This is a genomic window from Epilithonimonas zeae (assembly GCF_900141765.1).
GTDB lineage: Bacteria > Bacteroidota > Bacteroidia > Flavobacteriales > Weeksellaceae > Epilithonimonas > Epilithonimonas zeae.
The window spans coordinates 194,398-206,976 of record NZ_FSRK01000001.1 but is presented as its reverse complement, the minus strand read 5'-3'; the positions used below and the strand labels follow the sequence as shown (position 1 = coordinate 206,976).

At 34.6% G+C, this 12,579-nt stretch carries 13 protein-coding genes; 5 read left to right on the top strand and 8 right to left on the bottom strand.

The features are described from left to right. Positions 1-14: 14 nt before the first annotated feature. Positions 15-962 carry a PhoH family protein gene (locus tag BUR19_RS00940; RefSeq protein WP_074233062.1) on the bottom strand — a complete coding sequence of 316 codons (948 nt, stop codon included), beginning with the start codon at positions 960-962 and terminating at the stop codon, positions 15-17. A 101-nt stretch (positions 963-1,063) separates the two neighbouring features. On the opposite strand from BUR19_RS00940, the gene BUR19_RS00935 reads away from it, so the two are divergent. Continuing rightward, positions 1,064-1,891: an SAM hydrolase/SAM-dependent halogenase family protein gene (locus BUR19_RS00935; protein ID WP_074233061.1), complete on the top strand. Its 828-nt coding sequence runs from the start codon at positions 1,064-1,066 to the stop codon at positions 1,889-1,891. A gap of 45 nt (positions 1,892-1,936) precedes the next feature. On the opposite strand, the gene BUR19_RS00930 is transcribed toward BUR19_RS00935, so the two are convergent. Next, positions 1,937-4,102 (bottom strand): M12 family metallo-peptidase, encoded by a 2,166-nt coding sequence (locus BUR19_RS00930; protein ID WP_074233060.1) that lies wholly within the window; start codon positions 4,100-4,102, stop codon positions 1,937-1,939. Between the two features lie 142 nt (positions 4,103-4,244). Between BUR19_RS00930 and BUR19_RS00925 the strand changes: the two genes are divergently transcribed. The 4 genes from BUR19_RS00925 (at position 4,245) to lnt (ending at position 9,259) form a co-directional block, all read left to right on the top strand. Next, positions 4,245-4,811 (top strand): CopD family protein, encoded by a 567-nt coding sequence (locus BUR19_RS00925; protein ID WP_074233059.1) that lies wholly within the window; start codon positions 4,245-4,247, stop codon positions 4,809-4,811. 66 nt (positions 4,812-4,877) lie between these two features. After that, complete coding sequence (locus BUR19_RS00920) at positions 4,878-5,606, top strand: ABC transporter permease (protein ID WP_074233058.1); 729 nt, start codon at positions 4,878-4,880, stop codon at positions 5,604-5,606. A 166-nt stretch (positions 5,607-5,772) separates the two neighbouring features. Next, positions 5,773-7,431, top strand: a complete 1,659-nt coding sequence (gene gldG / locus BUR19_RS00915; protein ID WP_074235498.1) for a gliding motility-associated ABC transporter substrate-binding protein GldG — start codon at positions 5,773-5,775, stop codon at positions 7,429-7,431. A 178-nt stretch (positions 7,432-7,609) separates the two neighbouring features. Next, positions 7,610-9,259, top strand: a complete 1,650-nt coding sequence (gene lnt, locus BUR19_RS00910) for an apolipoprotein N-acyltransferase (RefSeq protein WP_074233057.1) — start codon at positions 7,610-7,612, stop codon at positions 9,257-9,259. A 4-nt stretch (positions 9,260-9,263) separates the two neighbouring features. Here lnt and BUR19_RS00905 read toward each other — a convergent pair whose 3' ends face one another. The 6 genes from BUR19_RS00905 to BUR19_RS00880 all read right to left on the bottom strand — a co-directional run bounded on the left by BUR19_RS00905 (position 9,264) and on the right by BUR19_RS00880 (position 12,534). Then, positions 9,264-9,551, bottom strand: coding sequence for a hypothetical protein (locus BUR19_RS00905; RefSeq protein WP_139297235.1), 288 nt, complete (start codon positions 9,549-9,551; stop codon positions 9,264-9,266). A gap of 39 nt (positions 9,552-9,590) precedes the next feature. After that, entirely contained in the window at positions 9,591-10,094 is a 504-nt protein-coding gene (locus BUR19_RS00900) for a DinB family protein (protein WP_074233055.1), read from the bottom strand. Between the two features lie 26 nt (positions 10,095-10,120). Further along, positions 10,121-11,155 carry a T9SS type A sorting domain-containing protein gene (locus BUR19_RS00895; protein ID WP_074233054.1) on the bottom strand — a complete coding sequence of 345 codons (1,035 nt, stop codon included), beginning with the start codon at positions 11,153-11,155 and terminating at the stop codon, positions 10,121-10,123. A gap of 125 nt (positions 11,156-11,280) precedes the next feature. Next, entirely contained in the window at positions 11,281-11,733 is a 453-nt protein-coding gene (locus BUR19_RS00890) for a GNAT family N-acetyltransferase (RefSeq protein WP_074233053.1), read from the bottom strand. Then, on the bottom strand, positions 11,723-12,010 hold the full coding sequence (locus BUR19_RS00885) for a barstar family protein (protein WP_074233052.1): 288 nt from the start codon (positions 12,008-12,010) through the stop codon (positions 11,723-11,725). Before BUR19_RS00885 ends, BUR19_RS00890 begins: the two co-directional genes overlap by 11 nt. 8 nt (positions 12,011-12,018) lie before the next feature. After that, positions 12,019-12,534: a ribonuclease domain-containing protein gene (locus tag BUR19_RS00880; protein ID WP_074233051.1), complete on the bottom strand. Its 516-nt coding sequence runs from the start codon at positions 12,532-12,534 to the stop codon at positions 12,019-12,021. Between the last annotated feature and the right edge of the window lie 45 nt (positions 12,535-12,579).

The following is a 12,579-nucleotide window of genomic DNA, read 5'->3' as shown; positions in this document are numbered from 1 at the left end:
CCAAAAATCAATTTTTATTTTCTTTCTACATTATTATAAGCCATAATAATCTTCTTCACAACAGGATGTCTTACCACATCTTCTTCTGTAAGATGTACGAAACCAATCTCTTCTACATCTTTTAAAATAGTCATAGATTCTTTAAGTCCGGACTGCTGATTTTTTGGTAAATCAATTTGGCTTGGATCACCTGTGATAATGAATTTGGCATTCATTCCCATTCTGGTTAAGAACATTTTCATTTGAGAATGCGTGGTGTTCTGGGCTTCATCCAAAATCACAAAAGCCTCATCCAAAGTTCTACCTCTCATAAAAGCCAAAGGTGCTACTTCTATAATCCTTTTTTCCATAAAACCTTCCAGTTTCTCGTGTGGAATCATATCACGAAGCGCATCGTACAGTGGCTGCATATACGGGTCTAATTTTTCTTTTAGGTCACCAGGCAGGAAACCAAGACTTTCGCCAGCTTCTACGGCAGGTCTTGTGAGAATAATTCTTTTAACTTCTTTATCTCGCAATGCTTTTACAGCCAAAGCAACACTAGTATATGTTTTCCCCGTTCCGGCAGGACCAATCGCAAAAACCATATCTTTTTTCTCAGATGCTTTTACCAATTTTTTCAGATTGGTAGTCTTCGCTTTGATGGCTTTTCCATTGACGCCTTTTACGATAATATCCTGATCAAAAACCAATTGTTTTTCAGAATCGTCCTTTAATTTCAAAAGAGATTCCAATTGTTTGATTTCTATAGAATTGTGCTTGGTAATGTAAGCAGAAATATCATCGAGTTTTTGCTTCAAAACATCCAGAGTTTCTCTGTTTCCCATTGCAAAGATAAAATTATCACGACCCGTGATTTTAAGCGTTGGAAAGCTGGATTTTATAAGGTTGAAATTTTGATTCTGGACACCATAAAAGGTTTTGGTGTTGATATCTTGTAGTTCATAATTGATTTCGAACATAAATAATATTAGTGGTTAGTCTAACAAATATATGAATAGATTTGACATCTTATGCGCCTTTAAAAATTGATTTATATTAAATTTGCAACAAATCTTATCAAATGTCAGTCATTACGCTTACTTCAGATTACGGACTTGTAGACCATCGGGTTGCAAGTATCAAGGGAAAAATACTCAGCTGGAGCGAGGATGTAAAAGTGATTGATATCACACATAACATAACGGCTTACAATCTTTTACAGACAGCTTACATTGTAAGAAACGCCTATAAATTTTTCCCGGAAGGAAGTATCCACATCATTTCCGTAGACAGCTTTCATCATAAATCGAGGAAGAATATTATTACCAAAATCGATGGCCATTATTTCATTTGTGCAGATAATGGAATCATTAACCTCATGTTTTTTGACATCAAACCAGAAGCTATTTATGAAATAACTCTTAATAACAGATTTGATGACAAGGTTTCTTTTCCATCGACAGATATTTTTGTTCCTGCAGCTATGCACCTTTACAAAGGTGGTCTGCCTGAAGTGATTGGAAGAAAAATCAAAACGATAAAAGACATTTCTTTTCCAAAAGCCATTTACAACGAAACTGAAAAAATGATTGTTGGTGAAGTGATGTATATTGATAATTTTGGAAATGTGGTTTCCAATATCAGCCGAAAATTTTTCGAAAAGCACGCCTCTATCAATAACGATTTCACGGTTAAATTCCGAAATATTGTTTTGTCAAAAATCATGGAACAATACACAGATGTTGTAACCGATTGGAGCAGAGAACAGGAATTCCATGGAAAATCTTCTGTCATTTTTAATGATGCAGACTTATTAGAAATTACCATTTATAAAGGCAGTGTTCTGAACGGTGCCTCTACGCTTTTCGGAATGAATGCTGGCGAGAAAATCTACATAGAATTTACATAAAAAAACCGGCAAATATTCGCCGGTTTTTATTTTGATTTAAGAATATTATTCTTTGATTAATTTCTTACTAACAGTTTCTTTAGAAGATTTAATGGTTACAATGTATGTTCCTGTCTTTAATTTTGAAACATCGAAGCTGTTTCTTGATAGAGAATCTGAATTAAACTCTCTCACCAATTTACCCGATTGATCAAAAACTTTCACGTTCTCGATTTTCTGTTGTCCATCAATTTTAAATTGATTTTTAACCGGATTTGGAGATATCGAAATTGATTTTTGAGAATTGAATTCATCAGTTCCTAAAACTGAACAGTTTAATAATGCTTTAAAACCAGCTTCATTAACCATAGTATCCGATCTGAAGACTAATGTAATTGCCCCAGTTGCATGGGTAGACTCGAAAGGTCCTCTTATTGTTGTACCAGTCATATTACTAGCCCCTGTAAAAACAGGAGAAGTTGTAGAAGGACCATTTCTAACCGTCAAGAAGTCATAACCATCTTCCAAATTAAACTCTTGGAAAGTTATTTTTAATTTTTCATTATCATTTTCAGGGTAGAATGTTTTACTCCAAGTTTCACTATCAGAATAATTACCATTAATACCACCAGTATCAGTTATTGTTTTCCCACACCAGTCATCGTCTGTCAAAATGATCTGAGATCTTTGATATGCAGGGGAGCAATCTGTCCCGATTTCTATTTTATAAAAAGTACCTTGTGCAAGACCACTTAATGTAAAACTTTTTTCTGTAGTAGTACCAGATTGAGCCACTGTTCCATCCATTAAACTCACTCGGTATTTCCATTCAGCAGAAGTGGCATCAGTAATAACAACTGAAGCTGTAGTCTTAGCAACAGTAGGAATAGATAATCCAGTAACTGTAGTTGCACAAGCCGTCACACAATTCCCACTCAAACAAGCCTTGGAATCAACTGTTTGTCTGATTAAAGCGCCTGGCTGTTCGCCAAAACCTTTTGTGAAATTGATACCAGTTGACACCAAGTGACAATAACTCATAATTGTACCTCCATCTGTAGGAATAGGACCAATAGGACAATCTCCTTCTGCAAGATCAGGTCTGTAAGTCGGCGCACATCCATCGATAGCGGTTCCGTCTCCATTCCAAGAACAAGCGTGTGTGTGGGGAGAACCTAAAGCATGGCCCATCTCGTGTGTCATTGCCATAACGGTCCAAGAATAAGTTGGGATATTGCTATAGGTCATATTAATGCCTGAGTATGCATAACGATTGGTTGTACACAAAGAGTTAAGATAAGCTACACTGGTTGTAGAAGGATAATTTACAAGATGCGCAAGATCTCCTTCAAATGTAGTCCTGTTGGATCTAAATGCAGCTAAGTTTGCACTATAACTACCTGTATAAGGATCTGCTGTCTCCCAAACATAAACTGTTTTTAGAGACATTTTAACACCATCATTAACATATAATGTATTGATATTATTATGAACAGCTGATATCCAGTTGATTGTATTAGTTACATCGCTTCCGTTTTGTTGAAAGGGTTTATAACAAATCTCATAATAAACTCTCACACAAGCATCTGTCATCTGTGGAGCTTTGGAAGTTTTGGGGTCAAATCTTACTTTTTGTGCTTCATTCTCCATTAACTCGTCGGCAGAACAGATAAATGGGTTTGTTCCAGTTAATTTCTGATCATTATAAACAACAAAATCTTCGGAGTTCACAGCTTTTCCTAAAGTTACATTTCCAATATTATTTGCAGAAGCGATACCTACTACGTCATTATCAAAAAAACTAAATGCAACAACGGATGTATTATCTCCTTTGATAATCCCTCTATAAAAAGCTCCTTTCTTATAATTGGTAATTTGTCTTTTGTTTGTTTCTGCTTTGAACTCTGGAGAATAAAGATCAACTCTTACCATTTCTACTGTAAGTTGTCTATTCTCAAAAGGAAAATCCATTTCCAATGCTATCGGCTTTTCACTTACTAAATTTGATAATTGCTTTTTATCCAATTTCAGAACCTGAGCATCTCGCGCAGCTTGTTGATAAATCATTTGTTTACCACTTGTGTTATCCAAAGTAAATGGATTGACTTTCTTAAATACTACTTTTTTGTTTTGAAAATCCTTTACTTCTTTCGCAATAGGTCTTAAACTTGCCTGCGCAGAAAAAAGAACAAAAACAAAAACCGTTAAAAACAGCTGTAAAATTCTTTTCATATAAACTTCTTTTTAAATTTTCACAAAAAAAACAATAAAAATCCAAATATGCTAAGGATTCAGCATTTTTAACATTCTAAATTAGAATTGATAAATGCCTTTTAATTTTAGACATTAGATTATCTTTGCAAAAAATCCGTAGATGCTTTACACGATTATCAAGGCAATTCATATTATTTTTATGGTAAGTTATTTTGCCGGGATTTTCTATCTCGTGAGATTGTTTGTATATTATAAAGATACAGATGAATTTGATGAAGTGAAACAACAGATTCTCAGAAATCAATACAGTTTTATGGCGGTCAGACTTTGGAATATCATTACTGCTCCTGCCGGAATTCTGATGTTATTAAGCGGATTGACGATGATCTATCTGAATCCCGGATTACTGAAAACACCTTGGTTTCATCTGAAACTGACATTTCTCGTAGGACTTGGAATTTACCATTTCTGGTGCTGGAAGCGAGTGAAGGAACTTAAAAACCTCAACGGAAACACACTCTCAATTCCGAATATCAAACTTCGGCAATTCAACGAGATTGCAACTTTTATTTTATTCGCTGTAGTTTTTACAGTAATTCTCAAATATTCCGTTATACAATATTGGTGGCAACTGTTACTTGGATTTTTTGGAATCATCATTCTGATAACTTCGATTGTAAAAATGGTAAATAAGAATAAAGATAAAAGAACAAAGAGTAAAGACTAAAGGCTTCGGGAGCCTCAGCCTCACAAAAAAACTAGCAACTATAAACCATCAACCGACAACTAAATTATGATAGCAATATTCAAAAAAGAACTTTGGAATTTTTTCGGAAACTGGAGTGCGTGGCTTATCATCGCCGCTTTCAGTATTATATCCGCATTATTCCTATTCTTCTTCGAGAACAATTTCAACATTTTCGAGATTGGAAGCGCTACTTTACAAAGTTTCTTTGTGCTTTCGCCTTGGCTTTTTATGTTCATTATTCCGGCAATCAGTATGAGAACTTTGGCTGAGGAAGAACAATCCGGAACACTATTTTGGCTTTTTTCCCAACCGGTAAAAATCACAGAAATCGTTGGCGGAAAATTCCTTTCCGTTTGGTTGGTTGGCGTTTTATGTTTGCTGCCATCGCTGGTCTATTATTACACGGTTTATGTTTTGGGCATTCCGGAGGGTAATATCGATGGAAGTATGACTTTCGGAAGTTATATTGGTTTGACGATTCTAATTGCCGCTTTTTCTGCGGTCGGAATTTTGGCTTCGTCGTTATCTTCGAATCAAATTATGGCTTATCTATTGGGAGTTTTCCTTTGTTTCATTCTCTATTTTGGGATTGAACAATTGGCAAGTTATAAATTAATGGGTGGTGCAGATTATATTTTACAGAATATTGGATTTTATCAGCATTTTCTGGCATTCACAAGAGGTCAGGTAGATACAAGAGACGTTTGCTACTTTCTTTTCGTAATATTTTTGGGATTAGGATTAGCAAGTTGGTTTGTCTGGAAAAAGAAGTAAGGAAAAATTAAAGATAAAAGACTTCCAATTGGAATGTTGAATCCTAGCAGCCCGACTCGAGCGGAAATCCTTTTTTACGCAACTTAGTGGAGTGAAAAGATTGGGAGCGGAAGGCGGATTAAGCTGCCCTAAAAATTTAAATTATAAAATTCATTCTAATAGAAAAATGAATAAAAAAAATAAAATCACTTTGGTTATCATAGCTGTTCTCCTGATTATCGGGATGAGCGGAATCATTTATAAACGTTTCGATTTGACGGCGGAAAAACGTTACACACTTTCTGATTCCACCATCAAGGTTTTGGAAAATGTAAAGAAACCGATGACGATTGAAGTTTATCTTGAAGGCGATTTTCCAGCTTCTTTCAAGCAACTTTCGAACGAAACCAAATTTATGTTGGACGAGTTCCGAAAAATCAATCCAAAAATCGATTATAAATTCCGTGACCCGATTGCTGAGAAAATTCCACAAGATACATTGAAAGGAATGGGAATGCAACCTTCGATTCTTCCGGATATGAAGGACGGAAAAATCTCCGAAATTGTGATGTTTCCTTACGCTGCTATCAAGTATAACGGTTATGGAACTTCAGTTCCTTTGATTGTTCAACAATCGGGAATTGATGCAGCAACACAATTAAGCAAATCAATTGAAAACCTAGAATATAATTTCGCTTCCACAATCAAAGGAATGACGGAAGAAACGGCGAAGAATATTGGTTTCTTGGTTAATCAACAAGAATTAGGTCCGGATGAATTTCGTGGATTTTTGGATTTGGCAATGGAGAATTACAATATTGGGCCAATCATTCCGGAAAACAAAACCGAATTGTCTTTGGCCGACGTTCCAAAACTAAAACAAATGGACGCAGTTGTTATCGCAAAGCCAAGAAAAGCTTTTACTGATAATGAAAAAGTGATTCTCGACCAATATATTATGAATGGCGGAAAAACGCTTTGGATGATTGATGCAGTTAATGCTGAAATGGATACACTTTTTCAAGCCAAGAAAATTATGGCTTATCCGATTGACCTTAATCTGACGGATTTTATGTTCAATTATGGTCTTAGAATCAATCCCGCTCTGACCAAGGATATGAAAAAATCGGCATTGGTAAGAATCGTTTCTGGTGAAGTTGCCGGTAATCCACAGTATAGCAGTTTTCTTTGGCCTTATTTTCCTTTAGGAATCGCAGAAACCAAAAATCCGATTACAAAAAACATCAATCCTGTAAAATTCGAATTTCCAACTTCGATTGATACATTGGGAAGACCAAATATCAAAACCAAAGTCCTGTTCGAATCGAGCGAAAGAACGACGAGCAAAACCGTTCCGAATTACGTCGCGCTTTCTGAAATTGTAAGAACAGACAGCATCGGCGAAATGGAACGTCCTACGCCGCCGAAGATTTTTGCAGTGGCTTTGGAAGGAAAATTCAAATCGGCTTATGCGACGAGAAGTGAGAAAAATTCTTATCCTGGATTCAAAGCTCAAAGTCCTGAGAATAAAATGCTTGTAATTGCTGACGGTGATATTGCCAGAAATCAAATCTGGAAAGGACAACCACTTCCTTTAGGAGAAGATTTACTAACAAAAGAACATTACGGCAACGCACAATTCCTGAGAAATGCTTTGGATTATCTGCTAGACGACAGCAATATAATGGAACTCAGAGACAGGACAATTGAAGTGAGATTACTCGACAGACAGAGAATTGATGCAGAAAAATCTGACTGGCAATGGATTAATTTGCTTTTACCTTTGGGAATATTGGGTGCTTTAGGAACAGGATTTTATTTTCTGAGAAAGAAGATGTTTTCGTAATTAAATCTTTTTGAACACAAAATCCACTAAGATTTTTAATAAAAATAAATATAAGGTTCACAAAGACGCTTGTTCATAAAAGATTCTTTGCTAAGTGCTAACAGCTTTGCGAACTTTAAAATAATCACAATAATTGTTATAAAACTTTGCGCACTTTGCGTTCAAAAAACAACGTATTATGAAAAACCTTTTACTAGCTTTAATTTCGGGTGTTTTGTTAGCCATTTGCTGGCCGACTTATGGGATTCCGTTTTTTATATTTTTTGCTTGGGTTCCGCTTTTGATGGCAGAACATAACATTACAAAGTTCAGTAATATCAAGAAGAAAAGCTTGGCAGTTTTTTGTTTCTCCTATCTTACTTTTTTGATTTGGAATTGGGTAACAACAGGCTGGCTTTACAATTCGCAATTGCCGGATGGAAGCAAATCTCTGTTGGCAGTTCTGTTTCCTGTTTTGACAAACTCATTTTTTATGGCTTTGGTTTTCTTGGCTTATCATTTTTACAAGAAAAGTCAAGGAACTTATTTTGGATTGGTATTTTTTGTAGCGATTTGGATGTGTTTTGAAAAGCTTCATCTCGTTTGGGAATTCACTTGGCCTTGGCTGAATCTCGGAAATGTGTTTGCAGATTATCATCAGTTTATCCAATGGTATGATACTTTAGGTGCAACAGGAGGAAGTTTTTGGATTTTGGTTTGTAATGTTTTAGTTTTTTACACGATAAGAATTTGGGAAGCTGGAAGAAAGAGAAAATCATTGATTAAAAATATTTCATTGTCTGTTGCTTTTATTGGTTCACCTATGATTATTTCTTTGGTTAGATATTACAATTATTCGCCAGAAACTGTTGGTTCAATCAATGTAACTATGCTTCAACCAGCGCTTGACCCTTACAATGAAAAATATCAGAAAGACAGCTTGACAATTGAATGTGACTTATTGAAATTAGCTACAGAAAATTCAGTTTTACAGAGCGATAAAAAATCAAAAATCGATTTATATCTTTCGCCCGAAACTTCACTCCCTGGTCCAGGTTCTATCAGCGAAAGAGGTTTTAATAACAGTTTGTTGATTAATAATATCAAAACTTTCCTTACTCAACATCCAAAATCTGTTTTCTCAGGCGGAATTTCCAGTTATTATGTTTACAAAGAAGACGAAGAAAAGCCATCAACAGCAAGTTATCTCGACAGACAAGGGATTTGGGTTGATGAATATAATTCCGCAATCCAAATTATCCCAAATCAACAACCGGAAGTTTACCACAAAGCAATGCTAGTTCCTGGCGTTGAGATTTTTCCTTACATTAATTTCTTCAAACCAATCTTAGGAAACGTGATGTTGGATTTAGGAGGAACAACACGTTCTCTTGGAGTTTCTAAAGAAAGAAAAGTCTTCGCCAATCCTTATAACAAATCTGTGATTGCGCCGATTATTTGCTACGAAAGCATCTACGGAGAATTCGTAACCGATTATGTTAAGAAAGGAGCAAATCTTCTTACAATCGTAACCAACGATTCTTGGTGGGGATATTCTCAAGGTCACAAACAATTGCTAGATTACGCTAAACTAAGAGCAATAGAAACAAGACGAGAAATTGCAAGAGCTGCCAACAGCGGAACAAGCGCACATATCAATTCCCGAGGCGATATCGTGGATGATTTACCTTATGGTGCAAAAGGCGCTTTGACAGCAAAAGTCAATCTGATTGACAAAGAAACGTTCTACACCAAAAGTGGTGATTTTCTTTCCAGACTTTGTCTTTTTGTGATTGGTGCTTTGTTGCTTTTTATTCCAGGGAGAAAGTATTTGAGTAGGAAGAAATAGTAAATTATTTTCTTGCGTAATAACAACTTTGACTGTATAAATGGCTCAAGTTATTTTCTGTTATCCAACTGTATTTTAACAAAATATCTTTTTTGAATTGATTAAAATTTACAAATTCGATTTCTCCATTGATGACCGAACCGCCTTTGTAAACATAATTATTAGCAAATTGATTGACCTTTTTGCAAATAGAATTTAATTTATCTAAATCCTCAGAAGAAATATCGGGATACTTTTTAAGAATTCTTTCGTGAATCGTCTTCAACCAATTCTCCCCGAATTCCATTGACATAGCCAATGGCAGTATTTAATATTTCTTCTGAGAAATTCATTATAAATTCGGTAAATATCTCTCCTTAATAATATTCAGGTGATGAATGTTATGACCAACGGTTAATTTGCCAATTGTTTCTACTTTGATGTCATTTCCATTCACTTTTCCGGAAAGTTGATATGCTTCTTCCGGAAGATTTTTAAAGAATTTGATAGATAATTTTCTGGTCAATTTAAATTCTTTAATCAGACTTTTCAACGTTCGGCTGTCTGCATAAGAATTGTCTGCCCAAGCTTCTTCATCAAATCCCGAAACCAAAGACTGGTCTTTTCTGGAAAACCTCAAAGCTCGGTAAGCAAAGACTTTTTCTGTATCGATGAGATGCTGCAAAAGCGTTTTCAAACTCCACTTTCCTTCTGCATAAGCATAATTACCTTGCTCCTCGGAAAGAGATTCATAGATTTGTAAAGTTTCGTCTGAAGCAATTTTCATTTCTTCAATCCATTGTTCAGAAGGAACCAAATCCAAATAACGCAGTATATATTTTTCGAATTCTGTCATCGTTTAAGACTTCGTTTAGTCGAATTTTAATTTTTGATAAATTTTAAGTTGGCTATACCTTCTTTAGTTTCAACTTTAATGATGTAAACACCTTTATTAAAATAAGAAATATCAATATTTTTATTATCTGTCTTTTCGCTTTTTAAAACTCTTCCAGACATATCAAGAATTGTATAGCTGTCAATTTTTAAAGGGCTCATAATGGTAAGGATACCATTTGACTTATTTTGAGATACTTTAATTTTATCAATCAGATTAGCAATCTCTTCTGTGCTCTGAACCTCGCAGTTGGTTACTGCAAAACCCGGATATCCGAAGTCATAACAATTGATTTTCAAATCCGTAAGATTGGGATTGTTTTCAATTTTGGGTGGATAACAACAAGTGCTAAACATATTTCCAGCCTCACTAGAAAACGGACAAAACATCCAGTCAGCCAGGATACACCAACTCGTATTTTTACCATTTTGAAGATTTAGACTTTTAAAGTTATTATCATTAAATCTGAACAAAACGTAAGCTCTGTCGGGCAGATTCACAGAAGATTGAGATAAGTCTAATGTTTCCAAAAAATTATAAGAGCAATCTAGTGCACGCAGTGATTTTACAAATTGAAAATTAGTAAAAGAATTAATCTGGTTTTTTTTACAAATCACTTGTTCTAATTTGCTAAGATCGGTAAAATCTATTGTTGTTATTTTGGCATAGGCGCAGTCTAAAACTTTCAAATTCTTAAAATTATTAAGTCCTCCTAGCGAATAAATATCTTTTATTGTTAAAGGATTATCATAATGACCCCAAAAATAATAAACAGTGTAATTAAAACTACCAAATCTCCCATTGAAACTTATAAGAGATACATTCTCTGCTTCAGAAATCTGGATTTCGCCATCATTATTTTGATCTAACTTTATAGAATTATTGTTGAGATCACGTACAAATCCATTAGTTGAATTAGATTCTAATAAGAAGCTTTTAAAATTAGCATCCGTAAAATTTATATTTTGTGAGAATGCAAAATGCACAAATGCTAAAAACAGTAGATTAAATAGTTTTTTCATAGTTTTTCTTCTAAAGATATAAAAAATAAATTATGAAAATATATTATACTAAATCAATTGTTGATTTCATTGCAGATACATTCATTACATTCAAGAATAAAAGTGATGCAAATTAACATTTAAATTTATAATTCTATCGTCCACTCATAAAAATTAACCTCATCATATTTTTTGAAACCTGCACTTGGATACAATTGATTTCCAATCATATTCTCTTTGCTTGTTTCTAAGTACATTCCGCAAGAATTGGATGTTCTGCAAAGTTCTTTTGCTTCTTCTATTAAAGCTTTAGAAAAACCTTTACCACGGAAATTAGAATTAACGTAAAGGTCATTCAACAACCAATAACGCTTCATTCTTGTTGATGAAAAAAGCGGATATAGTTGCGTGAATCCAACCAGCTTCCCCTCATTCTCTGCTACAAAAATCTCAGAATCTTTTTTCTCTATTCTTTCGGATAAAAATTGCTGTGCTCCGGATAAATCAGATGTTTTGTGATAGAACATTCTGTATTCATCAAATAATTTTGACAATTGAGCTAAATCTTCCTGAGTCGCTTTTCTGATATTATTCTTCATCTTCGTACTGTTCAAGATAATAGCTGAAACTAAAATCTTCCACCTCATCTTCCAAATCTTCCAAAGTTGTCAAAAGGTCTTCGAAAAGTTCTAGTTGGTCAACACTCATATTCACAAATTCGATATGAAGTGGCATTTCCAATTCTCCGGAAATCACATCCGAAAGCGCATCCAGATTATCTCCGAAATGTTCCGGCAATTCTAATTTTGATTTAAGTTGTTCGTAAAAATCTTCGTAATCGCCGATGTTGACGAAATCGATATATATTTCTTTCATTTTCTAATTTATTTTTTCTCAAACGATTTATAATGATTCTTCGTCAACCAAACATTACCACTTTTAGTAAAGACAATTCGGTCTGCATTTCGGTTTCCGCAATTATAATTGACGTCGGCTTCGTAATATTGTTCGCCTTTCGGTAATTGCTTTTCACGGTTACTGAATTTATCGCCGCCAATGGCTTTTCCCGGCAAAACGTCACAAAGATTTCCTTTTGAAGGATTCCATCCTTGACTTTTCGCTTCAGATTTTGTGATATAATAATCTGGCAAATTATGATTCGATTTGACGTAAGAAATAACTTTGTTTTCATTTGTCAATTCTTGTATTGAACTTACATCAGAAGGTTTTTCGGTCTCAAACTTAGTTTCAGATTGTGTAACATCCAGCCTCTGATTTCTAACTTCCGACGAAATTTCATTTCTCTTCTCGATTTTATAATTCGAAATCAGATACATTACCGAAATTCCGGCGAATGCTCCGATGAGAAAGAAAAAAAGGGTTTTCAGTTTTGGATTCATTATGAAAAATTTCTATGCTAAAATAATGAAAACCTCGATTCATAC

Excerpts from the sequence above, each read along its gene's own strand:
- BUR19_RS00880 (WP_074233051.1), bottom strand. The coding sequence starts at position 12,534 with ATGAATCCAAAACTGAAAACCCTTTTTTTCTTTCTCATCGGAGCATTC.
- BUR19_RS00920 (WP_074233058.1), top strand. The coding sequence starts at position 4,878 with ATGATAGCAATATTCAAAAAAGAACTTTGGAATTTTTTCGGAAACTGG.
- BUR19_RS00890 (WP_074233053.1), bottom strand. The coding sequence starts at position 11,733 with ATGAAGAATAATATCAGAAAAGCGACTCAGGAAGATTTAGCTCAATTG.
- BUR19_RS00900 (WP_074233055.1), bottom strand. The coding sequence starts at position 10,094 with ATGACAGAATTCGAAAAATATATACTGCGTTATTTGGATTTGGTTCCT.
- BUR19_RS00885 (WP_074233052.1), bottom strand. The coding sequence starts at position 12,010 with ATGAAAGAAATATATATCGATTTCGTCAACATCGGCGATTACGAAGAT.
- BUR19_RS00940 (WP_074233062.1), bottom strand. The coding sequence starts at position 962 with ATGTTCGAAATCAATTATGAACTACAAGATATCAACACCAAAACCTTT.
- BUR19_RS00935 (WP_074233061.1), top strand. The coding sequence starts at position 1,064 with ATGTCAGTCATTACGCTTACTTCAGATTACGGACTTGTAGACCATCGG.
- BUR19_RS00925 (WP_074233059.1), top strand. The coding sequence starts at position 4,245 with ATGCTTTACACGATTATCAAGGCAATTCATATTATTTTTATGGTAAGT.
- lnt (WP_074233057.1), top strand. The coding sequence starts at position 7,610 with ATGAAAAACCTTTTACTAGCTTTAATTTCGGGTGTTTTGTTAGCCATT.
- BUR19_RS00930 (WP_074233060.1), bottom strand. The coding sequence starts at position 4,102 with ATGAAAAGAATTTTACAGCTGTTTTTAACGGTTTTTGTTTTTGTTCTT.
- BUR19_RS00895 (WP_074233054.1), bottom strand. The coding sequence starts at position 11,155 with ATGAAAAAACTATTTAATCTACTGTTTTTAGCATTTGTGCATTTTGCA.
- BUR19_RS00905 (WP_139297235.1), bottom strand. The coding sequence starts at position 9,551 with ATGTCAATGGAATTCGGGGAGAATTGGTTGAAGACGATTCACGAAAGA.
- gldG (WP_074235498.1), top strand. The coding sequence starts at position 5,773 with ATGAATAAAAAAAATAAAATCACTTTGGTTATCATAGCTGTTCTCCTG.